Origin of the sequence: Legionella rubrilucens (assembly GCF_001468125.1) — a bacterium.
Lineage (GTDB): Bacteria > Pseudomonadota > Gammaproteobacteria > Legionellales > Legionellaceae > Legionella_C > Legionella_C rubrilucens.
The window spans coordinates 108587-132836 of sequence record NZ_LNYT01000007.1 but is presented as its reverse complement, the minus strand read 5'-3'; the positions used below and the strand labels follow the sequence as shown (position 1 = coordinate 132836).

Genomic DNA, 24250 nt, shown 5'->3' with positions numbered 1-24250 from the left:
TCTTGTATTTCGCACCCGGTAATTTTAAATGAATGCCAGGAATTAATGGCTTACCCCTGTTAATTCTGCTGCACCGAAATTTTGGAGTAACAACATGTCTAGAGTATGTCAGGTCACTGGCAAGCGGCCGACCACGGGCAACAATGTGTCGCATGCTAACAATAAAACCAAAAGACGCTTTCTGCCCAACATTCAGGAACACCGCTTCTGGGTTGAAGGCGAAAACCGTTTCGTTACATTAAAGGTAAGCACCAAAGGTATCCGTATTATTGACAAGCTGGGTATCCGTGCCGTTCTGGACAAATTACGCGCCAAAGGCGAGAAAGTGTAAGAGGATTAAATCATGGCCGCTGTGACCATCAAAATTAAATTAAAATCGACTGAGAGCAGTCATTACTACACCACGACCAAAAATCCTCGTAATCATCCTGAAAAATTGGAGTTACGGAAATACGATCCCGTATTGCGTAAGTACGCCCTCTATAAAGAAACCAAAGTGAAATAAAGAACTGGCCTCTGTGAGGCCTTTTTTTTTGCGCTGTAAATCCAGGGATTAAGGAACAGGAGATTTGCAATGGAGGCATACCTTCACAGTGCACAGGCTTTAAAATCCACACTTCAGCTCCAATACAACCAACTTTTGACAAGCAATCATGCCAATAACCATGAGCGCATGAAAAAATTGCGCGCTGTTCAGGCAGGCTGGATTCTTCTTGCTGCTGTCGAGGAGCTGCATTACTTTTATGAAGGCGGCGAGACCGAGCCTCATTTGACAAGAATCCTCACTGCCACGGAAACTGTCTTGCAAAACCCTTGTGTCACCACCCTTTCGATCTTATCCCAACACCTGGAACAATTGAAACAGTGCATGGAAGGGACTAAAAAGGCTTACACTTTTTTTGCTCGAATCGACATTGCGGCCGATGCCGTGTCGGCTACAGTTTCCCTCGTGGGGATAAGTTACGGTATTGCCATCCTGTTGGGATTTTCAGGGCTGGCCTTAGGACCCTTTGGCGCCCTGGCTTTGGGAATAGGCGTCTTCTTTCTCAGCGGCCTGCTGGCTTCCTGTGCCATGGAGGACATGACCGTCAATACCCGGTTTTGCAAGAATGCGCAATTGCGTGAAATGAACGCCAGCCTCGAGACTCTGGAGAAGGAATTTTTACCTTCTCTGCCCGCTTCCAATTCACCGTCTGTCGCTGAACCTGTTGGTTACCCGCTGCTTCAGCTTCAATGACTCAAGCCTTAAGCCGGGGCGGAAGAAACGCGCCCCGAAACCTTACTGCGACTTACCCCTTAAATCGATGTCCCACACGTCCACGACGCGGCCATTGTCAACAAGGTAAAATTGATCAAACAGATTGATGGTTGGATCACAATGCGGTATAACCAGTTCGAGTACCTCGCCATTCACAGGCAATGGCGTGCTGCCAAGTGCAGTAATTTTCCCCTGCTCATCGCCAAACCCTCCCCAATCGTACTCCAATCCTTCATGGCTTATTATTTTAGGTTTGTGGTACGCATTCGTGTAAATGGCTTTGGTGCCCGCGTCGACGGTGACGTGCTCCTGGCGGTTGGAACTGATCACGGTTGTCAACAAGGTCATTGCCGGTTGAAAAACAGGGGGCAGCGCATTACCCTGTGACTCAATCAGGCTGTATTCAACATCCATCACAACATAGGAACCAGGCTGAATTTCGGTAATTTCTGTGGCCTCCACATCGATATCATAGGTTCCTGTGCCTGAGCCCGTTAAAATGCGGCAGGGTAAATCCTGGCTTCTGAATGCCTTTCGAATATCGCTGGCCTTTTGCATCACCTGCAGGGATTTGGTTTTACGCTCCTCGTAGGATGAAATGTGCTGCAAATGCCCCGCGTAGCATTGAATACCCATCAGATTGAGCCAGGGGTATTGGCTGAGTTTCAATGCAAAATTAACGGCGTAATCCGGCCTTACACCCGTTCGGCCAAGCCCTGAATCGACATCCACCAGCACATTGATTGGGGTGTTAATCCCCTCGCCTGCTGCATTTAAATCAGCCAGATTCTGTTCATTGTCAACCACCACCAGAATATCCGGGTTTTTTTGCAGGCAAGCCGCCAGGCGCGCTATTTTACCTGCGGTAACGACAGGCGAGGTAATTAAAATATTCTTAAGTCCCTGATTCACCAGAACTTCTGCCTCTGAAACTTTCGCCACACTCAAGCCAATGGCACCATACTCGACCTGCAATTTAGCCAGACGAGAACACTTATGCGTTTTAACATGAGGGCGTACATGGATGGCGTGCCGTAGAGCATGTTGCTGCATTTCCTCAAGATTATGAAGCAGCGTGCTTTTTTCAATAACGAGACATGGCGTGTCCAATTCCTGTTTTAACATGAGTACTATCCTGAACTGACAAATCAGAAAGGATAACAAGAATGCAGGCGAGATGCATGCTTTCGTCGCTAAAATGAATTATAAATCAGGCTCTTGAATACGATGCCTGGAAGGCTCTGTTTCGGGGGAATGCCAGGGATCCCTGTCGGGGAGTGTACCAGGATCGGGTTGTTGCGGTTTTCTTGGTTTTTTATCGTTTGGCCTATGATCCGGGTATTCTTCCGAAGCCGGCGGATCTTCAATTTCAGGCTTTATCGCATCCAGACTCCTGGGGGATAATCCATGGACGTTGTTTTTTGAATTGGTTGACATGGCGACCTCCTTGTATCCATACCGAAGATAAACGTAAAAAATGAGTATAAAAAAGCGGGGTTTTTGCTTTAAAACCCCGCAAATTTTAATCTATTTGTCATCATTTCTGCGGGAGTTTTTCCCTCCTTTTCTCCCCGCTTCGCTCAGGCTTTCATGGCCTCTTGTTTCAGCTGCTTTTTTATGATCAGCGGCTTGACCGCCTTTACGACCCGCCTCACTCAAGCTTTCGTGACCTCTTGTTTCAGCTGCCTTTTTTCCGCCTTCACTTGTTCCAGCCATAACAATCTCCTTTTTTATAGTTAGAATTGAATGTCGATTTTTATAAATAAATTAAATAAACACTCCTATTTATTTTTAAGGAAAAAATTAAAAAATGTCAAAGCAAAAACCGTATTATTTTAACTAACGTTTTATATGTTTTATTTGGTTTTTTTTATTTAAAGACAGAATAAAAAATAACAAGATGTGTACAACTTAAGGCCACTTCCTTTAAAAAGAAAGCATTAATCAATGCCTTGCGCCAAAGCAGCCGCAATTTACTCTATTGCCCTACTGGATAATCCTTCTGAATCAGTTAAACTTATACTAAAAGCGATGTTACAAAGAGGATTTGCATGAAACCATCGTTGCAGCTCAGTATTTCGCAACAATTAACCCTTACGCCCCAGCTTCAGCAGGCAATCCGTTTGCTTCAATTGTCTACCGTTGACTTGCAACAGGAAATCCAGCAAATCGTAGAATCTAACCCCATGCTTGAAGCCACGCCCCATGAGGAAAAAGAAGAACCGAGTCCTGAACAAAGCAAATCCCAGGATGAATTCATGGATTTTCAATGGTCGCAGCTTTATTCAAACACCAATAAACGAGCGAGCTTCGACGAACCTGATTTTAATTATGACAATTTGTACTGCACCACAACCAACCTGCAGGATCACCTGCGCTGGCAGCTTGACTTAACCCCCATGAGTGATGTGGACAGGGTTATTGCCACAGCCATCATTGACGCAGTCGATGATGATGGTTTCCTGACCGTACCGGTTGATGAACTTCATGCCAGCCTTAACAGTGAGCATTGCCCTATCGAAATTGAGGAAGTCATTGCGGTCAAACACCGTATTCAACAATTCGATCCAGTCGGCTGTGCAGCCAATAGCCTGGCGGAGACGCTGCTGGTTCAGCTTCAGCAATTGGAAGAAGACGCGGAGGTGGCTTTAGCCAAGCGCATTCTGCGCAATGACATTGAATTATTGGGCCAGCATAATTATCGACAATTGATGAAGAATTATCAGGTGAATGAATCAACCCTGGATAAGGTCCTGCAGATTATCCAAGGCTTGAATCCCAAACCCGGCAGTCTCATTAATCAGGCCACAACCGAATACATTATTCCCGATATCACCGTCAAGAAAATCGACGGTGTCTGGCAGGCCTTTTTAAATAACAACACCCTGCCCCGCTTAAGCATCAACAACCATTATGCTGCATTAATTCAGCGTGCGGACAACAGCGCCGACAACCAGTTTTTGAAAAACAATCTCCAGGAAGCCCGCTGGTTCTTAAAAAGCGTGCAAAGCCGTCAGGAAACACTGCTGAAAGTTGCCAGTTGCATCGTCAAATACCAGCAGGATTTTCTTGAACATGGCGATGAAGCCATGAAACCGCTCATTTTAAATGATGTGGCTCAGGCACTGGACATGCACGAATCAACGATTTCAAGGGTCACCACCCAAAAATTCATGCACACACCCCGCGGTGTTTTTGAATTAAAATATTTCTTTTCAAGCCATGTGGCCACGGCCAATGGGGGTGAATGCTCGTCCACCGCCATTCGCGCCGTCATTAAAAAACTCATTGCGGCAGAAAACCGTAAAAAACCATTGAGCGACAGTAAAATTGCCCAACTAATAGGCGAGCAGGGCATTCACGTGGCACGCCGTACTGTGGCAAAATACCGGGAGGCTATGGGTATTGCTCCCTCAAACGAGCGCAAAACCATTCGTAGTTAAGTGTTAATCAATTGAAGGAGAATGTTATGCAAATCAACTTCACTGGCCACCATGTTGAAGTGACGCCTGCCTTGAGGGCTTTTACGCAGGATAAATTTGATAAACTGGAGCGTCATTTCGATAAAATCACCGCCATCAATGTGATTTTTGATGTAGAAAAACTCCGTCAAATTGCTGAGGCCTCTGTTCTGATTGCCAAAGGCAAGCTGCATGCCCGGGCAGAATCCGAAGACATGTATACTGCCATCGATGAATTGGTCGATAAGCTCGACAGACAATTAATTGATCACAAAGAAAGAATCCGCGATCACCGCGAGTAACTCTGACTGCAAGCCATGCCAGGTGCATGGCTTGTTCCGCCATCCTTTTCTCGATGTTTATCATTACTCAGCCGGTCTAATTCAACGGCTGCATTGTCAACCATGGCCCAAAAGGGGTAAAATAGTGCAACTTTTACCCACAATCAGCATTTATGCAGCTTTTTCAATTGCTTAATGAACACCGTGTCCTAATCGATACCTGTTCACACAGTAAAACAGCGGTATTGGCTAAAATCAGCCAGCTATTCAGCGACGATTTCCCTCAATTGAATGCCAAGGATTTATTTGAAGCCTATTGGCATCGAGAGAGTCTGGGCAGCACCACCCTGGGCCATGGTCTTTTGATTCCCCATGTTCGATCCTCTTTCATCGACGCTCCTGCCGCCTGCTTTATCCGCCTGCAACGGCCTGTGGATTTCGGCGCCGAAGACAAACAGCCAGTGGATCTGGTGATTGGCCTCCTCGGACCCGAACAACACCCAGAGAAGCATTTGAAAGTGCTTGCAGCCATCGTCAAACAGGTCAGCTCCGAGGCATTTCGCGACCAATGCCGCAGCGCATCCTCGTCGGATGAACTGATCCAGGTTCTGAAGCAATTGCACGCCGGAAGTTAATTTTAAAGATTATGCGCTGCGGCATTGAGACAAACCCCCGTGCATGTTACATTGATGGCGCTATGATTAAAACGACCGTGACTATCATCAATAAGTTGGGCCTTCACGCCAGAGCCTCTGCAAAATTCGTGTCGACTGCATCGAAATTTCAGAGTCACATTGACGTAACCAAAGGTTCACAAACCATCAACGGCAAAAGCATTATGGGTGTCATGATGCTTGCCGCCAGTAAAGGCACGGAGCTTACCCTTCAAATGGAAGGCCCCGACGAAGAGCACATGGAGCAGGCTCTGGTGGAATTGATTAATAACCGTTTTGGCGAACCGGAATAATCCTAATCTCCGCGCTGGCGAATGCGGTAAAGGGTGACTAAGGTTTTCAGCGGTCCTGACAAGGCATACAGGACAAACCCGGTAAATAATACCACTGACGGATTAGCCGCAATGGCGACAAATAAAATGATCATTAATAACAGGTAAAGAAAAGGAACCTTGCCTTTAAAATCCACCTCTTTAAAGCTGTAATAACGAATATTACTCACCATCAGCACCGCTGTGGACACAGCAATCAATGCCGTGACAATGGCAATGAACAGATTGTGTAATTGATTCTGATAGCAAAACCATGTCAACGAAGACACAATGGCAGCGGCCGGCGGGCAGGCTAAACCCTGGAAATAACGCTTGTCAGCAACCCCAACCTGGGTATTAAAACGGGCTAAGCGCAAGGCCACAGCCGCGGTATAAAGAAACGCCACCAGCCAGCCTATTTTCCCCAGGGCATGCAGGCTGAAACTGTAAAGCAGCAGCGACGGGGCCACGCCAAACGTAACCATGTCCGACAAACTGTCGTATTGCGCGCCAAATTCGCTTTGAGTATTGGTCAGTCGGGCAATGCGGCCATCCAGGCCATCCGCCAGCATACCGATAAAGATAGCAATGACGGCCGGCTCATAGTGTGCTTTTAAAGACGCAACGATGGAATAAAAGGCGGCAAACAGGCTTGCGGTAGTAAATAAATTGGGCAACAAATAAATGCCAGAATGACTTTCTTTCTGCTTCACAACGCGAACTCTCAGCAAATAAAAACCCTACCATGCTAGCATAATACAAGGCCTTAGAGCTATGGCTTCGTTGTTTGTAATTGATGATGCTATACTAGGCATACTGTTCTTTAATTGCCTGAGACATGACTGACAAATCCACCGATAAAAAAATCGTTATCGAAGGAATAACCGACCAGGGGAAGCCTTTCAGACCCAGCGACTGGGCGGAACGCATGAGCGGTGCGATGGCCAGCTTCAAAAACAGCCGCATTCAGTATTCCCCGCTGCTGCAGCCCAGTGTCAATACCGAAGGCTATAAATGCGTGCTTCTTGATCCTAAACTCAAAGAGACCAGTCCCCAGATTTATCATGCCATTTTGGAATTTGCCCGAGAGAATAACCTTAAAATCTGCAATGAAGAAGAAACCGACCGCTAATAGCCCTGCGACGCTTTAAAGCTCAAAGTGACATTAATCATTTTTTCAAGCAAGGTGTTGGCTGTGGCCAGCGTCATCTGGAAATTCATCGCCAGAATGCCCGCAAACAGAAAAGCCAGACCCTTGGGCCCATGCTGAACACCGGGTTCACTGGCACTGACTAACAGGGTACAGCCGCGAACGAACCAGATGAGTCCGGCCGTCTGGATGACGACCGTCATGGAGCTGGTGATGTCATAAGGATTGTAGTTGGCATAACTGAAGCTCCCGCCCATGCCAAACGTGGTGTTGGATAAGGTCTGGACCGCTGAGGGCAAAAACAGCAACGCCGCGCCGCCTAAAAAATAAGCCAGGGGAATAAACATTTTTTCATGACTGCCGCCACTGGCGCGCGCATCGCCGATGCGGCGAAGTTTGGCAATGGCCACGAAAAAAAAAGTGAGGCCGATAAGGTACGCCAACCCGGATATTAAATGCTGGACTGGAAAAAGTGAACGGCTGACATTGCCGATCATTACGATTAAATCATTCTGATCCATAGGTTAATTATATACCTAAATAATTAAGGGACACTTGCAATGCGTAATTTTTCCCCTATATTAGTGTCTTTCTTATCGAACTGTTGAACACCATGCAAGCGAATACCTTTCCGGTTACATTGGAAGAAGCGTTTATGATTTCCCCCAATGTAAAGCATTTTATTTTCCGCGCCAACCTGTCCCCCGCATTTGATTATCTAGCTGGACAATTTATAACCATACACTTTGAGCATGAAGGAAAAATGCTGAAGCGAAGTTACAGTATCGCCAATGTTCCCACGCAAAACAACCGTATCGAATTTGCCGCCGGTTATGTCGAAGGCGGTCCAGGCACACAGCTTCTCTTTAACTTAGCCCCCGGTGATACGATTAATATCAACGGCCCCTTTGGCCGCCTTATCCTCAAAGAGGATACTCCCAAACGGCTCATTCTGGCAGCCACCAGTACCGGGATTACCCCTTACCGGGCGATGATTGACGAGTTAAAGAACCGCCTGCGTAAACTGCCTGAATTAAAAGTCGTCATTCTGCAGGGAGTACAGCGGCGGGAAGATCTTTTGTATACTGACGAGTTCCTCATGCTCGCCCAGGAATTTCCCCAGGTGACATTCAGGGCTCATTTAAGCCGGGAAAACCAGGAAAACCTCCTGCCCCACGAACATAAAGGCTATGTACAGCTTGCTTTCCCTGAGTTAAATCTCAACCCTGAGGAGGATCTGGTGTATCTGTGCGGGAATCCCGGCATGATCGATGACGCCTTCAATGACCTCAAGGAAAGAGGATTCGCCATGCAACAAATTATTCGTGAGAAATACATTTCCCGCTAAAATCACGATCAGAGTAATCCACGCTGCTCGCATAAAAGCAGCAATGACAATAAAATAAAACCGTTTTAATGACGAGGAGAGGCTACAATGTTTTACGATGAATTATCCGCCATCATGGACCACCTTCTTCAGGATGGAAAAGGTATTTTAGCCGCTGATGAAAGCAATGGCACCATAGGCAAACGCTTTGAAAGTATCGGCGTTGAAAACACCGAAGACAACCGCCGTGATTACCGCCTGTTACTGGCCAATACCGCAGGCCTTGAGCAATACATCAATGGCGTTATCCTTTTTGAGGAAACCTTCCAGCATAAAGACGAGCATGGCACCCCCATTGCCCAACTGTTTGCCAACAACGGCATTATGCCCGGCATTAAAGTGGACAAAGGCCTGGTTGATTTAGCCAATACTGACAATGAAAAAATTACTCAGGGTTTAGACGGCCTGAAAGACCGCCTGGTCTATTACAAAGAACTGGGTGCAAAATTTGCCAAATGGCGCAATGTGTACTCCATCAGCGAATACACACCCAGCCTGACTGCGATTAAAGCCGGCGCTGAAGTGTTGGCCCGTTATGCGGCCGTTTGCCAGTCGGTAGGCATTGTGCCAATTGTTGAGCCGGAATTGTTAATGGATGGCAACCACGACATCGACCACTGTGCTGAAGCCTATGAAATGGTGCTGCATGAACTGTTCCATTCGCTGTTTGTTCATCAGGTTGATCTGGAGCAAATCGTATTAAAGCCCAGCATGGTCACCTCTGGAAAAGAAGCAGTTCCCTTCAGTTCGCCGGAAGAAGTCGCCGATTACACCATCAATGTATTCCGCAGCAACGTTCCCGCGGCTGTTCCAACCATCAATTTCCTTTCTGGCGGCCAGACACCGCAACAGGCCACGGTTAATTTAAATGCCATTAACAGCACCGGTTACCAACCCTGGACGCTGAGTTTTTCTTACGGCCGTGCGCTGCAGGAAGATTGCCTTAAAATCTGGGGCGGCAAGGCAGAAAATGTCGAAGCAGCCCAGGCAGCCCTGCTGAAACGCGCCCGCTTAAACAGCGCCGCCTGTTTCGGTGAATACCGCCCGGATATGGAATAAGGATTTGTCGGGCCTTTTGGCCCGACTTCTTGACTACTTCGCTTTAAATAATCTCAAATCGGGCAAACAAGGGCACATGATCGGAGAGCATGCGCCAGGGCTTCCCCTGCAAACACTGCACTTCCATCACTTCCATACCACGAAAATAAATTCTGTCGATGCACAAAGCGGGCTTAATCGCCGGAAATGAACGGGCATGCCGCCCTTCAGTACGATAAAAGGCTTCATGGATGCCTAGTTCCTCGGCCAGCGGTTTGGATAGATGCCGGCGCCAGTCATTGAAATCCCCCGCCATCAGCAAGGGTTCATTTTCTGGAATGACATCCGCAATCCGTTGCATCAAGGCTTCGCATTGCGATGCCCGCTCGGCTTTAAATAAGCCAAGATGCACACAGAGCAAATGCACCGTCTTCAACGGTGCGCCTTCAAGCTGGATTTGTCCGTGCAGGATGCTGCGCGAGGCGCGGTTCATTGTGGACAGATTGATGTTTTCAAAAGCCGTAAAGGGGTATTTACTGATGATGGCATTGCCATGATGACCGGACTGATAAACCGCATTTTTTGCATAGAGGTAGTGGGGCCAGATTTTCTCGGCCATGTATTCAAACTGGGGTGCCTCCGGCCATTCATTAATGCGTTTTTCCCGGCGCCGATGCAAGCCTTGAACTTCCTGAAGAAAAACAAAATCCGGATTAAGCTCCGCCAAAGCGTCCCGCATTTCGGGTAACAAAAAGCGCAGACGGCCCACACCAAATCCTTTATGGATATTGTAGGTAATAATGGACAGAGTCGATTTTGTCTCCTGCATCGGAATACACCTCCAGAGGGCCTACTTAGAGCATATCACCAAAAAAACGCCTTGTATGCTCAACCAATGATCAATCTTCATGGTTTGCCTTCGCTTGTTGTGTGTTTAATTTTAATATAAATCTTGCGGTTAAACGAATAACCATGATGAACTAGGGGTTTAACCTGCTACCTGACCTGATATGAAAGCAACCCATGGCAAAATCAAGATTCCGGGCTTCACCCTCGCCTATAAACAGTGGGGAAGCCCTGACAGTCCAGCCATTCTGGCACTGCATGGCTGGTTGGATAATGCCGGGAGTTTTAATTTGCTGGCCCCAATCCTAGCCCACGATTTTCGTTTAATCGCCGTTGATTTACCCGGTCACGGCTTGTCGTCGCATCTACCCGCCGGGTGCCATTATCATTTTTTTGATGGTATTTTTACTCTGGTCAATCTGATAAACGCCCTTCATCTCGATACCGTTCACTTACTCGGACACTCCATGGGGGCCTGCCTTGCAAGCCTTGTGGCCGGGGTAATACCAGAGCGGATCCGTTCCATGGCCCTGATTGAAGCGATTGGGCCTTTTTCCAGCCCAGAAGCCCGTTGTTGTGAACAATTGACCCATTATGCCCATCATTTAAACGATAAAAGCAAAGAGGAACGGCCATACCCTTCATTAGAAGCGGCCGCCCATGCTCGGGCGAAACGCGGCTATTTATCCTTGGAACATGCAGCCATTCTTTGTGAGCGCGGTGTACGCAAACAGGGCGACTCTTATTACTGGCGACATGATCGGCGCCTGATTGCACCCACCCCCCTGCGCCTGACCGAAGGACAGATTCTTTCCTGTCTTAAAAAAATAACGGCCAGGAGCTGTCTCATTCTGGCTGAACAGGGATTCAATTTTGACGAAAAGGATATCGAGGGACGTGTCAAAGCGGTGAATACCCTCGAAGTCATCCGTATGGGTGGAGGGCATCATTTGCACATGGAAAAACCAGATACTGTCGGACAGTATCTGGTTGAGTTCTTCACAACAGCTTAATTTTTGGGATGAGTGTTCAGCAGGCAGGAGTCGGCATGGATAGCGACATCAGCCAATGATTTCTTGACATCATCAACGGAATAGCCAAGATCGATGGCTGCATTCAATACACCGCATCCGCCTTCTTCAAAATTGACATACGGTGTCCAGTAATCCATGTTGGCTTTCACCATGACGTCAAAGGCTTTGCGTGCATCCCAGCCTGGCATGTTGGCCAGCAGGTAATACAGGTGGTTGTATACGCCGCTGGAGTAATGCACGTCCAGACCACTGCGGTATTCATCCGCTGTGTCAATGGACATGCCGTCACGGCTTGGTTTGTCCATGTAACGAAGGGCATCCCAACCGCTGTCTTCTTTCATGATTTCAGGACCAATCTGCCAGCTGTTGTGGCCAGTAGAATAGTATTCTGCTGCCTGGGCCGCCATGTCGGAGAAGGCTTCGTTCATGCCGCCGGATTGACCGTAATATTCCAGATCAGAATGTTGCTCGGTGAAGCCGTGGCTGATTTCATGACCGCCAACGCCTAAGGAGACCAAAGGATACATCATGGACTCACCGTCACCGAAGGTCATTTGCTTACCATCCCAGTAAGCGTTTTCATAGCCGCTGCCATAGTGGACTCGCATGACGAGCTGCATGGGCGTACCGTCTTTTTTCACCAAGGCTTCAACACCATACCAATCATGGTACATGTGCTTGATGACGTAACCGGCATACAGCGCATCGTTGGTGGGAGAGTAAGCGCCATTATCGCGATCATAGCCATCGGCCTTGTAACCCGTCCAGAACGTATCCTGAGTGTCATCCCCTGTACAACTGAAGCGCATGGGCTTGTTATTGGAATAGTACTGATGGTCCATGTCAACGACTTTAACATCGGTGTTTTCCATGTAGCACATTTCAACATCCGCATCACGGGTCAGCTCCAGATAAGGGTAACTGCCGGCGCCAAACTCGTACTCGCCGATTTTATGGTTGCCGCCGAAACCCCGTCCCTTGGCCGCGGTACGAGCGGTCTTGACATCGTTCCACTGGACAAACGGTTTGAAGGTTTTCGCATCCACGATGGCAGTGGGACGCTCGGGGATTTTGTCGTCATGACGAACGAAAACGCTGACTTTGTAAGCCCAGTGCGCGTTGTGTTGATTGTCAACGTACACCATGGGAATGACTTGCTGTTCGCTGACGTCTTTGCCCTGGTAGGCTTCAGCAAAGTGTTGCAGAGCCGCTTGACCGCCGCTGACGAAATCAGCCGCGGGTTGGCCCAACTCGCTTTGCAGGTTGGTGTAAACCACGCCATTCATGTTGACATCAGCCTGACTGGCCAGCAACCCTTTGGCCGTTTTGCCGCTGTGCAGGATGGCATAACCGCCATGCACCATGAAACCGGCATAGTGCTGTTGCATTCTGATGTGAGAAACATGATTTCTATCAGTATGTTCTTTTAAGAATTGCAGAGAATCCTTAGAAACCGCTGAAGCTTGTTTTGCGCCAGGCAGAGCCAGGTGAAATTGTTGTTGCAAGCTTTTCAGTGAGGTTTGATTAAGATTGACAGCTTGAGAAGCCTGGACTGATCCACTCATAACGAGCGCAGCCGCAAGCGGTGTTAAGTATAATTTATGCATTAATCATAACTCCTTTAAGATTAATAAATATGAGGCAATCCAGTTGCAGCATGCGCCCATGTCGATCATCCCGCCGTACAACGAACATCCCCTGTTGTCCGGCATGGTCCTTTTAAAATTTAATATTCGCTTTTCGAGCAGCCTGTTTTTTTGAATTCGACTATTACTAAAAATTCGACATTAAACCTTAATTGGTATCGGTCAAGCTAACATAAATTTTTTATTTTTAAAATCTTCAATTTTTAATCAGGTATTTCCTACTTACTCCCGCCTGGCCGCCCGGCAAGACCACAGCCAGGTTTTTTTTTATGCTAACGGTAAAAACTTTTTCCATGTTTTTTTGTAGTCCCTGCCCGGGTTGTGCTACTATGCCGCCACCAGAGAGGAAACTGGGCCTAGGCCAATTGAAGTGAGATATGAGCACGATTACACGCGATATTGAGGCAGCCGTTACACGCCTTCGTCAGGGCGACATTGTGGCGGTTCCAACCGAAACCGTTTACGGACTGGCAGGCCGTGCTGAAAACGAACAGGCCATACGCCGGATATTTGCCTTGAAAAACCGTCCGCTCAATCATCCGTTGATCATGCATGTGGCAGAGCATTGGGATTTGTCCACCTGGGTTACCCATCTGCCTGACTATGCCAAAAAGCTGATTGACCATTTCTGGCCCGGTCCCTTAACGCTGGTCTTACCCAGTCACCCGGACAACGTTCACCCGCTGGTGAATGGCGGCCAGACTACGCTCGCCATCCGTTGCCCCAGACATCCGGTTATTCAGGAGGTACTCACCCGGCTCGGTGCACCGTTAGTCGCCCCTTCCGCCAATCCATTCGGCAAAATCAGTCCTACAACCGCACAGCATGTGCAGCAAAGCTTTCCTGATGCGCCATTACTCATTTTAGACGGCGGCCGCTGCGAGGTGGGGATTGAATCCACCATCGTGGCAGCAACTGATCCTCACGGTTACCAGATTTTACGCCACGGCATGGTGGATGAAGCCATGCTGGCGGCTTTGCTGCCTGGACAGGAATTGAAAGAACTCAGCACGCTTCGCGCTCCGGGACGGCTTGAACACCATTATCAACCGCAAAAACCCTTGTATTGCTTTGAGGATTTGAACGCCATGGAAACGTTCCTGAGGGAGCATAATGGACAGGTGTATGTGCTTTCATTTCAGAAAAACACCCGCTTTGCAGGGGAAGCCGGCTATCAGCTTCCTGCCGATCCGGCGATTCTGGCCTACGAACTGTATTTCCAGCTTCGTCAAGCCGATGAGGCGCGGGAACCCCTTCTTGCCATGGAACTTCCACCGAACACGCCAGCCTGGCAAGGAGTGCGCGAACGGGTTCTTAAAGCAGGAAGAAAAGATGCCCTTTAAGTGTGCTGTTGGAGTTCCATTAAGGTATCCGCCGGCGTAACCCTGTCGCCTTTGGCACACCAGACAGCCGCCACCGTACCGGCAAACGGCGCCTGAATTTCGGTTTCCATTTTCATGGCTTCCAGGACAAACAGGGCTTGGCCGGCTTTCACCTTGTCGCCTACGGCCACCTGAATACTGACAATGGTGCCCGGCATTGCCACTTTGATGTCGCCGGGTCCGGTTGTCTTTTTAGTGGCGGCCGGCTCTTTTTTTTCCCTGTCGTCGTGTTGAATAATCACTTCCTCCGGTACGCCGTCGACCCAGAGAAAGCAGGATTGCTGCCCGCGTGCCGGGGTACCGTAACCAGCCACTTTCACATGGTAGTTTTCGCCATGAAGAATGATGTCAAATTCGGACAATTCGTTGTTGTGAGAGGCATCGGCACTGAGCAGGGGCTCTGGCGTCAAGGCATTGTCCTGCCTCTCCTTAAGGAATTGGCGGCCAATTTCCGGAAACATGGCAAAGGATAAAACATCTTCTTCAGACAGGGCCAACTCGCCAATTTCCCTGCGCAATCTACCGAGTTCATTCGGTATCAAATCCGCCGGGCGCACATCAATGATTTCTGTCTGGCCAATGGCCTTTTTCAATACGCGGGGATTGATTTTACCGGGGGCGGCCCCGTACTTGCCCTGGCAATACAACTTCACCTCATTGGTGATGGTCTTGTACCGTTCGCCGGTCAACACATTCATAACCGCCTGAGTGCCGACGATCTGGGAAGTGGGCGTCACCAGCGGCGGGTAACCCAGATCTTTGCGTACCCGGGGGATTTCCTGATGAACTTCGGCCATCTTGTCCAATGCCTGTTGCTCTTTCAACTGACTGTAGAGGTTGGAAATCATGCCACCCGGCACCTGATAAAGCTGGACCCGGGGATCAATATCACGCGCCTCACTCTCAAATTGCTGGTATTTTTTGCGAACGTCGTGGAAATAGTCGCCAATTTCCAATAATAAGTTTAAATCAAGGCCTGTATCAAATTCCGTACCCGCCAAAGCGGCCACCAGGGGTTCTGCGGCTGGATGCGAGGCACCTCCGGAAAAGGAAGAAATCGCAGTGTCAATGTGCTGACAGCCTGCTAAAACAGCCTGATAATGGCAGATCGCGGCCAAGCCCGAGGTGGCGTGGGTGTGCAGGTGCACAGGCAATCCGGTCGCTTCAGCCAGGGCCGTGAATAATTCAACGGTAGCGTCCGGGGTTAATAACCCGGCCATGTCCTTGATGGCCAGACTGTCACAGCCCAAATCGGCCAGGGCCATGCCCATATCCACAAAATTGGCCAGCGTATGCACCGGACTTGTGGTATAACAAATGGCTCCCTGGGCATGCTTTTTATGCATTTTGACACAGGCGATGGGCACACGCAGGTTGCGGACATCATTCAACGCATCGAAAACGCGGAAGACGTCCACGCCATTATTGGCTGCAAGGCCAATAAATGCTTCCACCACGTCATCGGCATAATGGCGATAGCCCAGCAGATTCTGGCCGCGCAGCAACATGGACAGACGGGTATTCGGTAATGCCTTGCGCAGCAGGCGCAGACGCTGCCAGGGATCTTCTTTTAAAAAACGCAGACAGGCATCAAACGTCGCGCCGCCCCAGACTTCCATCGCCCAGAAGCCGACCTCATCCATTTTTCTGCAAACAGGCAGCATGTCTTCAGTACGCAGGCGCGTGGCAATTAGGCACTGGTGAGCGTCACGCAGCGTCACATCGGTAATATGGGTGGTGGCCATACAACATTCCCTCGTTAATCACATCGCTTTATCAACCATAGCATAGAGAAAACCTGGACAGAAGTTTGGCCTGGAAATTCACCGGCTTCTCTGTTCATGGACTAAAAAACTGGAAGAGAACATGCCGACATCGTGCCGATATTATCTTAAATATAGACATTATTGCAAAGATCAGGCAGAATCCCTGATCTTTTTATCCATCCGGGTGTATATGAAAAAAATTCTTGTGCTGCACGGACCCAATTTAAATCGTCTCGGTTCACGCGAGCCCTCCATCTATGGAGTCGCTACCTTGTCCGAACTGGATGAGTCATTGGAAAACCAGGCTCAGGCAGCCAATATTCATTTAACCTGCAGGCAAACCAATGCGGAAGGTCAGTTTATCGACCTCATTCACAAAGCCGCCGAGGATGGAATTGATTACCTGATTGTCAATGCGGCAGCCTTTACCCACACAAGCATTGCCATTCGCGATGCCTTGAGTTCCGTGCCTATCCCATTCATAGAAGTGCACATCAGCAATATCTATGCGAGGGAATCGTTCAGACACCATTCCTATCTGTCGGACATTGCCCGGGGTGTCATCAGCGGGCTGGGGACAAAGGGGTATAATCTGGCGCTTGAAGCAATCATTGAAGAATGGTCTTAATTAATTAGAGAGTTATCCATGGATATCCGTAAAATCAAAAAATTAATTGAATTACTCGACGAAACCGGTATTTCAGAAATTGAGATTAAAGAAGGCGAAGAATCCGTTCGCTTAAGCCGCCACAGCCATGTGGTCGAAGCCGCTCAACCGGTGCGTTACGCACCGCAGCCAGCCCCTGTGCAGGCTCCTGCCGCGACGGCAGCGCCACAGGCTCAGGCACCAGCGGAATCGGAATCTGCCGCAGTGAACGGCCACAAGGTTCGTTCACCCATGGTCGGTACCCTGTACACCTCCCCTTCACCCGATGCCCAGCCTTTTGTCAAAGTCGGTCAAAAAGTCAAAGCCGGTGATACCCTGTGCATCATCGAAGCCATGAAAATGTTTAATGAAATTGAAGCGGACAAGGCGGGTACCATTGCAGCGATTCTCGCCGGCAACGGCGATCCGATTGAATACGATCAACCCCTGTTTGTTATTGAATAAGGGGTGAGTGATGCTCAGTAAAATTGTAATCGCCAACCGCGGTGAAATTGCGCTTCGTATTCTGCGGGCCTGTAAGGAATTGGGGATTCAGACCGTCGCCGTGCATTCCGATGTCGACAAGGATTTACTGCACGTGCGCCTGGCCGACGAGACCGTTTGCATCGGTCCTGCCAGTTCGCAGAAAAGCTATCTGAATATTCCAGCCATTATTTCCGCAGCGGAAATCACCGATGCTGTCGCCATTCATCCCGGCTATGGCTTTCTTTCTGAAAATGCCGATTTTGCCGACATTGTTGAGCAAAGCGGCTTTCGCTTCATCGGCCCGCGCGGCGATACCATCCGCTTAATGGGCGATAAAGTATCCGCCATTGCCGCCATGAAAAAAGCCGGGGTTCCCTGCGTTCCCGGTTCCGATGGCCCGTTGGGGGATAATGATGAACACAATCTGGAACTGGGCCGTAAAATTGGCTATCCGGTTATCATTAAGGCGGCCGGAGGCGGCGGTGGCCGCGGCATGCGTGTGGTTCACAGCGAATCCAATCTGCTGAATGCCATTGCCTTAACCCGCAGTGAAGCAAAAGCGGCCTTTAATAACCCCGTGGTTTACATGGAAAAATTCCTGGAAAACCCACGCCACGTTGAATTTCAGGTACTGGGCGACGGCAAGGGCAACGCCGTTTATCTGGGTGAACGCGACTGCTCCATGCAACGACGCCACCAAAAAGTCGTGGAAGAAGCGCCAGCGCCCGGCATTACGCCGGAATTACGCCGCGAAATCGGCGAATGCGTGGTCAAGGCCTGCCGTGATCTGGAATACCGCGGTGCGGGCACCTTTGAATTTTTATACCAGGACGGCTGTTTCTATTTCATCGAAATGAATACCCGTATCCAGGTCGAGCATCCGGTAACGGAAATGATCACTGGCATTGATTTGATTAAAGAACAGATCAAAATTGCAAGCGATCTGCCTTTTACCCTGAGGCAGGAAGACATCCAGTTGCGCGGCCATGCCGTGGAATGCCGCATTAATGCGGAAGATCCAAAAAACTTCATGCCCAGTCCCGGCACCATTCGCCTGCTGCATCAACCCGGCGGACCCGGCATACGCTTTGACTCGCACCTTTACAGCAGTTACACCGTACCGCCCAATTACGATTCCATGATTGGTAAATTAATCAGCTACGGTGAGACGCGGGAAGTCGCCTTTGCCAGAATGCGCAATGCCCTGGATGAAATCATCATTGAAGGAATTAAAACCAACATTGAGTTGCACCAGAGGATCATGCGCGACAAGGCCTTCATTGAAGGCGGAACCAATATCCATTACCTTGAAAAAATGCTGAAGGAATAAGGTTGTGTGGTATCAATTGCACATTGAAGTCTGTCGGCCTGACGAAGCCGAAACCCTAAGCGATGCGCTGGAGGGTTTCGGCGCGCTGTCCGTTACCTTGACTGACAGGCATGACAGCCCTGTACTCGAGCCCGAACCAGGCACCACACCGCTCTGGCCGGACATCGTTATCCAGGCGCTGTATACGGAAGAAGAGTCTGCTGGGCAGGCAATCCGAACCCTGTCCCCCAACTACCCGCACCTGCGCTTCACCCTTGACACCCTGCCTGAAAAGGACTGGGAACGGGTATGGATGGATGATTTCAAGCCGCAGCGGTTTGGCGAGCGTCTCTGGATTTGCCCTTCGTGGATTGAACCGCCGCAACCGGATGCGGTTAATCTGATTCTGGATCCCGGCCTTGCCTTCGGCACCGGGACCCATCCGACCACCTCGCTTTGCTTAAGCTGGCTCGATGCAGCTGATTTAACCCGGAAATCGGTGATTGATTACGGCTGCGGCTCAGGCATTCTGGCCTTGGCGGCCCTGAAACTGGGTGCCGCATCCGTTCAAGCCGTCGACATTGATGAACAGGCACTCATCGCGACCCGAAACAATGCCGACACCAATCAAATGGCCTCCTCGTCCCTGGTTATCGGTTTTCCGGACTCCTTAAAGCCCGGGGCGGATCTGCTCATTGCCAATATTCTGCTTGCGCCATTGATGACCTTACGCGATCGCTTTAAAGCGCTGCTCACGCCGGGAGGGCAATTGGTCGTTTCAGGTCTTCTTTCAGACCAGACGCCGCAATTGCTCCAACACTATGACGATGACTTTGTCCACGAAGGCAGTCATACGCTGGATGGATGGTCTTTATTGATTTTTAAACGCCGTTGATTTTCTGGAGGATGCCGTGACTGAATTGCCTTTTACTCCCCGTCGGGCGTTGTTAAGCGTGTCTGACAAACGAGGCCTCGTTGAACTGGGGCAGCATTTAATCCAGCATGGCATCGAAATCATCGCGACAGGTAATACCGCCGCCTCCTTAAGGGCTGCAGGCATTGCTGTCACGGAGGTCAGTGAACGCACCGGTTTCCCGGAAATCATGGACGGCCGTGTCAAAACCCTGCACCCCGCCATTCACGCCGCTATACTGGCGCGGGGCGGACAGGATCGCGCCGTTCTGGAGGCGCAGGGCATTACCCCCATTGATCTGGTGATCGTTAATCTGTACCCCTTTGAACAGACCGTCAGTCAAGCGTATTGCACTTTTGATGATGCCATCGCCAACATCGACATTGGCGGCCCAACCATGATTCGTGCCGCGGCCAAAAATCATGAACATGTCGCCGTTATCGTGTCGCCTGAAGAGTATCCCGCGCTTGAACAGTATCTCCGCCTTAAAAAAATGCCTGCCGAGTGGCGCCTGACACTGGCTAAAAAGGCCTTTGCCCATACTGCCGCCTATGACGCAGCCATCAGTAATTATCTGAACAGTCTGGATGATGCGAAAAAAACAGCGCCCTTCCCTGCGGTTTTCAGTACCCAGTTTCAGTCATGTTACGATTTGCGCTACGGTGAAAACCCGCATCAGCAGGCCGCGTTTTATGCCAGCAGGCAATCTGCCGGCGATTCGTTGGCAAACGCGAGGCTCCTGCAGGGCAAACCCCTGTCTTACAACAATCTTCTTGATGCGGATGCGGCCTTGGATTGCGTCAAGGCCCTGGATAGAAAGACCCCCGCCTGCGTGATTGTCAAGCACGGCAACCCCTGTGGCATCGCGGCCCGAGACACGCTCATCAAGGCCTATCAGCGCGCGTTTGAAACCGATCCGACCTCAAGTTTTGGCGGCATTCTGGCCTTTAATCACCCGGTGGATGAAGAAACGGCCCAGCGGATTCTTGACAACCAATTCGCCGAGGTTCTCATCGCTCCGGCATTCAGTGAACAGGCAGCGAATGTTCTGTTGGCCAAACCCAATGTCAGGGTACTCGCGACCGGCCAATTCAGCGATCATCCTGAACCTGAATTCAGCCTGCGTTCGATCAGTGGGGGCCTGCTCGTGCAAGACAGTGACCAACGCCTTATCAATCCGGACGACTTGAAGGTCGTAACCCATCGACAACCGACGCCTGAGGAGCTGAAGGATTTACTGTTTGCCTGGCAAGCAGTGAAATACGTGAAATCCAATGCCATTGTTTTTGCCAAAGAGCAGGCCACCATCGGCATTGGCGCCGGTCAAACCAGCCGGGTGATGAGTACGCGCATTGCTGCCTGGCAAGCGGAACAGGCGGGTTTTTCCGTTCAGGGAGCGGTTATGGCGTCAGATGCCTTCATTCCTTTTGCCGACAACATCGAGATTGCGGCCAAAGCCGGCATTTCCGCTATTATTCAGCCCGGTGGTTCGCTGCGTGATCCACAGGTGATCGAGGCCGCCAACGCGGCCAATCTGGTGATGATTTTCACCGGCATCCGCCATTTCAGGCATTAATCTCTTATTCAATGCGTTAAATTCAATCTCGACGCGGCAATTAAAAAATTGCTGCGTCTTTCTTTTTTTTTTGTTATTAATGGATAGGACAAAACCCTAATTAAATGGAGATTAAGATGGGCTTTACACTACCTAAACACCTGAAAGACTTACTGAAGCAACTCAATAACCTGGCTGACAATTACAAAGAAAACCGCAAACGAAAAGACGAAGAACGCTACTTTAGCCTGTTTCGGGCGTCTACCAAAAACCCGGAAAGAGAGCAGGATGCGGTCTTTATCGAGAATCTGGCCAGCTGGGTAGAAGCCAATAAACTGTCTTATGACACACTCGATCTCCGCTATGAGAATGCGGATTATGCTCAATTTGTTGTTCCTTTCTTAAAAAGAGCCTTGTCCGGTATGTTGATGATCGAATTGATTAAAATTTATGGCCCTCATGGTGAAAAATCAACAAACAGTGCTTTGGGCGAACTTTTATTGGAGCAATTCGGTATCAAAAAATTCAAGGAAGCCCCCCAGGACAAAATCATCGAGTGCATCGAAGAGTTAGAGAGGCTTATTGATGTGATTAATGAAACGACAACAGCCGATTGGATTAACACCAATTACCGCGACATCAAACTGTCCATTGCTACGGCACTTAAGGGCTATGAAGCCGAAAGAAAGCTTGAGCTCAGCTAAATAACCCTTCGCTCTCTTCGTTGACCACGAGGAGAGCGCCATTTGTTCTAATTATTGCTTAATTGCTTTATTTTTTACTATTGTTATACTTTGCTGCTTTTATTAGGGGCAATTTGTATGACAAATAATGAATTTGAGCAATTAATTTTGCAATTTGACACGTTTTGGAACGATAACATCGTCACGGCATACGTTCAGATCAAAACCCACCTGCTGCAGGGGCGGCTGAATGATACCTCCAATCGTTTATTCAATTGCATTCAGCATTATTCCAACGTGATTACCCTGTTTGTCGAGGAAGTGGAAGCCACGTTTGCCAAACACACACTGACAAAGAAGCAGCAAATCGACCTTCAGGACTACCTCAACGAATGCCGCCAAACACGCACCACAGACACTCTGGAGCTTAAACAGATTGAATCAGCTCTGCGAAAAGGACAATTGCTGCCGCTTCCAACGTTTGAGGAGCAAAGCCTGAGTGGGCAGATTTTTCCTGACAAGCCTTTTTACCTCGAGGTGAATTTCGACGAAAACGACAACAAAACCCCCAGCTTTTCAGCTTAACGAACCCCTGCTCAGGGATGAGTAGTCTGCGGCTTTTGTTCATCACGATCCCTGCCCAAACAATGCAAAATTTTTTTACAATTTCATTGCGGTTTAGGCATTCATCAACTAAACATTAACATAAGTGCATCAAGAGCAGATCAATGGATAACATTAAGTTCAGCCTCGAAAACAATGCTCGTCTATTGAAAAGCAAAGTTAGCGGGTACGCCATTCTGGGACTTTGCATTTCTGTTCTTGCGATTTTATCAGCCACTCTCGCGGTTTCCTACCAGATGACAGGGGCGATTTCCCTCGAAGGCATTATCCTTGCACAAAAAAGCAACGTTGCGTTAATTATCCTGGACTTAACCCCCCTGGTGTTTATGTTCTGGGGGCAATCCCTCAGTTCGGTGATGTCCTATACCGCCGGTGCAATGGTGGTGGATCAAACCAACGAGTTGCGTATGCAGACTTCTGAACTCGCCTTAAGGGCACAGCACGAATCAAGCCACGACTCCCTGACCGATTTGCCAAACCGCGTGCTTTTTGTCGACAGACTGAATCAGGCCTTAAGCGCCATGCGTGGCCGCGAAGGCAAACTGGCAGTTATCCTGATTAATATCAATAATTTTAAAGAATTGAATGCCGGCTTCGGCAGTTACAATGCCGACAGGCTGCTTAAACAATTTTCTCAACGGCTCAAATGCACCACGGATGAACCCATGACCTTAGCCCGTCTGGGCGGCGATGAATTTGCCATACTTCACCCTCACATCGAAACCGAAAAACACATTTATGCCATCGTTAAGAAACTACAGAAAGCCCTGGCGATTAACTTTGTATTGGACAGTGTGGCCATCGATGTCACCGCCACAGTCGGCGTGACGTTTTATCCTGATCATGGCAAGGACGAAGACACCCTGATGCAACGCGCCAATATTGCCATTTATCACGCAAAACAAAACAACAAGGAATTTGTGGTTTACGAATCGTTCATGGAACGGGAATGCCCCAACAAGCTGATTCTGATGAGCGAGTTGAAAAAAGCCATCGAAAGCGAACAATTATTGATCTATTTTCAACCCAAGGTCGAACTCGCCACCGGCAAAATTAAAGGCTGCGAAGCCCTGCTGCGTTGGCTGCATCCCACGTTCGGGATGATGAATGCCGAAAAGTTTATTCCGGTGGCAGAGCGCACTGGTCTGATTAAATCGTTAAGCCACTATGTTTTAAAGCAGGCTATCGACAGCGCCAGCAAATGGCGGAAGAATGGCGTGGACATCGAGTTATCGATTAATCTGTCCGCCATTGACGTCATCGATATCGAACTGCCTTACACACTGGAGAGCCTGCTCAGTATTTATGAATTCCCTGCCAACCTCCTGAAAGTGGAGTTGATTGAAAGCTTTTATTTAACCGACAGAAACCGTGCCATCGAAGTCATTAACCGCCTGGCATCCCTGGGTATTAAAATATCCATTGATGATTTCGGCACTGGGTATTCGTCCTTCATTTACCTGACGGAACTGCCCATCAACGAAGTAAAAATCGACAAATCGTTCATTTTAAGCCTCAATGAAGACAATAAAAAACGCAGTATCGTCGATGCCATGATTAAGCTTGCCGGCGCCTTGAACCTCAACGTGGTCGCGGAAGGCATTGAAACGCTGCAGCACTATACCATCCTTAAAACCATGGGTTGCAAGTACGGCCAGGGGTTTTACTTCAGTGAAGCCGTGGATGCCGACACGCTGCAATCCATTGTCAAATCAGAAGCATTCCTGCCGCAGAAACCGGGAGAGGTGTTAGGTGCGGCTAAAATCCATGCGCTTTCCAATTAATCCCCCCATTAACCCT

The 24250-nt window shown here is 49.1% G+C and carries 28 protein-coding genes; 20 read left to right on the top strand and 8 right to left on the bottom strand.

Annotated features, from left to right (window positions below; genetic code table 11):
- The first annotated feature begins 94 nt into the window (after positions 1–94).
- The 3 genes from rpmB to Lrub_RS04290 all read left to right on the top strand — a co-directional run bounded on the left by rpmB (position 95) and on the right by Lrub_RS04290 (position 1237).
- The gene (gene rpmB, locus Lrub_RS04300) at positions 95–331 is read left to right on the top strand and encodes a 50S ribosomal protein L28 (protein ID WP_058530964.1); all 237 of its coding nucleotides are present in this window, start codon (positions 95–97) and stop codon (positions 329–331) included.
- A 12-nt stretch (positions 332–343) separates the two neighbouring features.
- Positions 344–505 carry a 50S ribosomal protein L33 gene (rpmG, locus tag Lrub_RS04295; protein ID WP_058530963.1) on the top strand — a complete coding sequence of 54 codons (162 nt, stop codon included), beginning with the start codon at positions 344–346 and terminating at the stop codon, positions 503–505.
- 69 nt (positions 506–574) lie between these two features.
- Positions 575–1237, top strand: coding sequence for a hypothetical protein (locus Lrub_RS04290; protein WP_058530962.1), 663 nt, complete (start codon positions 575–577; stop codon positions 1235–1237).
- A 42-nt stretch (positions 1238–1279) separates the two neighbouring features.
- Here Lrub_RS04290 and Lrub_RS04285 read toward each other — a convergent pair whose 3' ends face one another.
- The 3 genes from Lrub_RS04285 to Lrub_RS04275 all read right to left on the bottom strand — a co-directional run bounded on the left by Lrub_RS04285 (position 1280) and on the right by Lrub_RS04275 (position 2974).
- Entirely contained in the window at positions 1280–2383 is a 1104-nt protein-coding gene (locus Lrub_RS04285) for a DSD1 family PLP-dependent enzyme (RefSeq protein ID WP_058530961.1), read from the bottom strand.
- A 78-nt stretch (positions 2384–2461) separates the two neighbouring features.
- A complete protein-coding gene (locus Lrub_RS04280; protein ID WP_058530960.1) occupies positions 2462–2695 on the bottom strand; it encodes a hypothetical protein in 234 nt (77 codons plus the stop codon).
- A gap of 90 nt (positions 2696–2785) precedes the next feature.
- The gene (locus Lrub_RS04275; protein ID WP_058530959.1) at positions 2786–2974 is read right to left on the bottom strand and encodes a hypothetical protein; all 189 of its coding nucleotides are present in this window, start codon (positions 2972–2974) and stop codon (positions 2786–2788) included.
- 335 nt (positions 2975–3309) lie between these two features.
- On the opposite strand from Lrub_RS04275, the gene Lrub_RS04270 reads away from it, so the two are divergent.
- The 4 genes from Lrub_RS04270 to Lrub_RS04255 all read left to right on the top strand — a co-directional run bounded on the left by Lrub_RS04270 (position 3310) and on the right by Lrub_RS04255 (position 5967).
- On the top strand, positions 3310–4701 hold the full coding sequence (locus tag Lrub_RS04270; protein ID WP_058530958.1) for an RNA polymerase factor sigma-54: 1392 nt from the start codon (positions 3310–3312) through the stop codon (positions 4699–4701).
- A gap of 26 nt (positions 4702–4727) precedes the next feature.
- The gene (gene hpf / locus Lrub_RS04265; RefSeq protein WP_058530957.1) at positions 4728–5021 is read left to right on the top strand and encodes a ribosome hibernation-promoting factor, HPF/YfiA family; all 294 of its coding nucleotides are present in this window, start codon (positions 4728–4730) and stop codon (positions 5019–5021) included.
- A gap of 152 nt (positions 5022–5173) precedes the next feature.
- Positions 5174–5635, top strand: coding sequence for a PTS sugar transporter subunit IIA (locus Lrub_RS04260; RefSeq protein ID WP_058530956.1), 462 nt, complete (start codon positions 5174–5176; stop codon positions 5633–5635).
- A 62-nt stretch (positions 5636–5697) separates the two neighbouring features.
- The gene (locus Lrub_RS04255; protein WP_058531542.1) at positions 5698–5967 is read left to right on the top strand and encodes an HPr family phosphocarrier protein; all 270 of its coding nucleotides are present in this window, start codon (positions 5698–5700) and stop codon (positions 5965–5967) included.
- Between the two features lie 2 nt (positions 5968–5969).
- Here Lrub_RS04255 and pssA read toward each other — a convergent pair whose 3' ends face one another.
- Positions 5970–6698 (bottom strand): CDP-diacylglycerol--serine O-phosphatidyltransferase, encoded by a 729-nt coding sequence (gene pssA, locus Lrub_RS04250; protein WP_058530955.1) that lies wholly within the window; start codon positions 6696–6698, stop codon positions 5970–5972.
- A gap of 125 nt (positions 6699–6823) precedes the next feature.
- Here pssA and Lrub_RS04245 point away from each other — a divergent pair, with 125 nt between their 5' ends.
- A complete protein-coding gene (locus tag Lrub_RS04245) occupies positions 6824–7117 on the top strand; it encodes a DUF3579 domain-containing protein (RefSeq protein WP_058530954.1) in 294 nt (97 codons plus the stop codon).
- On the opposite strand, the gene Lrub_RS04240 is transcribed toward Lrub_RS04245, so the two are convergent.
- On the bottom strand, positions 7114–7656 hold the full coding sequence (locus tag Lrub_RS04240; RefSeq protein WP_058530953.1) for a hypothetical protein: 543 nt from the start codon (positions 7654–7656) through the stop codon (positions 7114–7116). The two genes, Lrub_RS04245 and Lrub_RS04240, sit on opposite strands and share 4 nt — an antisense overlap.
- A 92-nt stretch (positions 7657–7748) precedes the next feature.
- Here Lrub_RS04240 and Lrub_RS04235 point away from each other — a divergent pair, with 92 nt between their 5' ends.
- Positions 7749–8483, top strand: a complete 735-nt coding sequence (locus Lrub_RS04235; RefSeq protein ID WP_058530952.1) for a ferredoxin--NADP reductase — start codon at positions 7749–7751, stop codon at positions 8481–8483.
- Between the two features lie 87 nt (positions 8484–8570).
- The gene (locus Lrub_RS04230; protein WP_058530951.1) at positions 8571–9581 is read left to right on the top strand and encodes a class I fructose-bisphosphate aldolase; all 1011 of its coding nucleotides are present in this window, start codon (positions 8571–8573) and stop codon (positions 9579–9581) included.
- Positions 9582–9624: 43 nt separating this feature from the next.
- Here Lrub_RS04230 and Lrub_RS04225 read toward each other — a convergent pair whose 3' ends face one another.
- The gene (locus tag Lrub_RS04225; protein ID WP_058530950.1) at positions 9625–10389 is read right to left on the bottom strand and encodes an endonuclease/exonuclease/phosphatase family protein; all 765 of its coding nucleotides are present in this window, start codon (positions 10387–10389) and stop codon (positions 9625–9627) included.
- A gap of 181 nt (positions 10390–10570) precedes the next feature.
- On the opposite strand from Lrub_RS04225, the gene Lrub_RS04220 reads away from it, so the two are divergent.
- Complete coding sequence (locus Lrub_RS04220; protein ID WP_058530949.1) at positions 10571–11419, top strand: alpha/beta fold hydrolase; 849 nt, start codon at positions 10571–10573, stop codon at positions 11417–11419.
- Here the strand turns inward: Lrub_RS04220 and proA are convergent.
- A complete protein-coding gene (proA, locus tag Lrub_RS04215) occupies positions 11416–13047 on the bottom strand; it encodes a zinc metalloprotease ProA (RefSeq protein ID WP_058530948.1) in 1632 nt (543 codons plus the stop codon). The two genes, Lrub_RS04220 and proA, sit on opposite strands and share 4 nt — an antisense overlap.
- Positions 13048–13463: 416 nt before the next feature.
- Between proA and Lrub_RS04210 the strand changes: the two genes are divergently transcribed.
- Positions 13464–14429 carry an L-threonylcarbamoyladenylate synthase gene (locus Lrub_RS04210; protein WP_058530947.1) on the top strand — a complete coding sequence of 322 codons (966 nt, stop codon included), beginning with the start codon at positions 13464–13466 and terminating at the stop codon, positions 14427–14429.
- Here the strand turns inward: Lrub_RS04210 and oadA are convergent.
- Entirely contained in the window at positions 14426–16213 is a 1788-nt protein-coding gene (oadA, locus tag Lrub_RS04205) for a sodium-extruding oxaloacetate decarboxylase subunit alpha (protein ID WP_058530946.1), read from the bottom strand. The two genes, Lrub_RS04210 and oadA, sit on opposite strands and share 4 nt — an antisense overlap.
- Positions 16214–16424: 211 nt before the next feature.
- Here oadA and aroQ point away from each other — a divergent pair, with 211 nt between their 5' ends.
- From aroQ to Lrub_RS04165, 8 genes are all read left to right on the top strand, one after another.
- A complete protein-coding gene (aroQ, locus tag Lrub_RS04200; protein WP_058530945.1) occupies positions 16425–16862 on the top strand; it encodes a type II 3-dehydroquinate dehydratase in 438 nt (145 codons plus the stop codon).
- Between the two features lie 18 nt (positions 16863–16880).
- Positions 16881–17345, top strand: coding sequence for an acetyl-CoA carboxylase biotin carboxyl carrier protein (gene accB / locus Lrub_RS04195; protein ID WP_058530944.1), 465 nt, complete (start codon positions 16881–16883; stop codon positions 17343–17345).
- Between the two features lie 10 nt (positions 17346–17355).
- Entirely contained in the window at positions 17356–18696 is a 1341-nt protein-coding gene (accC, locus tag Lrub_RS04190) for an acetyl-CoA carboxylase biotin carboxylase subunit (RefSeq protein WP_058530943.1), read from the top strand.
- Positions 18697–18700: 4 nt separating this feature from the next.
- Entirely contained in the window at positions 18701–19570 is an 870-nt protein-coding gene (prmA, locus tag Lrub_RS04185) for a 50S ribosomal protein L11 methyltransferase (RefSeq protein WP_058530942.1), read from the top strand.
- Positions 19571–19586: 16 nt separating this feature from the next.
- Positions 19587–21164: a bifunctional phosphoribosylaminoimidazolecarboxamide formyltransferase/IMP cyclohydrolase gene (purH, locus tag Lrub_RS04180; protein ID WP_058530941.1), complete on the top strand. Its 1578-nt coding sequence runs from the start codon at positions 19587–19589 to the stop codon at positions 21162–21164.
- 116 nt (positions 21165–21280) lie between these two features.
- Complete coding sequence (locus Lrub_RS04175; protein ID WP_058530940.1) at positions 21281–21847, top strand: hypothetical protein; 567 nt, start codon at positions 21281–21283, stop codon at positions 21845–21847.
- Between the two features lie 117 nt (positions 21848–21964).
- Positions 21965–22411: a hypothetical protein gene (locus tag Lrub_RS04170; RefSeq protein WP_058530939.1), complete on the top strand. Its 447-nt coding sequence runs from the start codon at positions 21965–21967 to the stop codon at positions 22409–22411.
- Positions 22412–22554: 143 nt separating this feature from the next.
- Positions 22555–24234 (top strand): putative bifunctional diguanylate cyclase/phosphodiesterase, encoded by a 1680-nt coding sequence (locus Lrub_RS04165; RefSeq protein WP_058530938.1) that lies wholly within the window; start codon positions 22555–22557, stop codon positions 24232–24234.
- Positions 24235–24250: the final 16 nt, after the last annotated feature.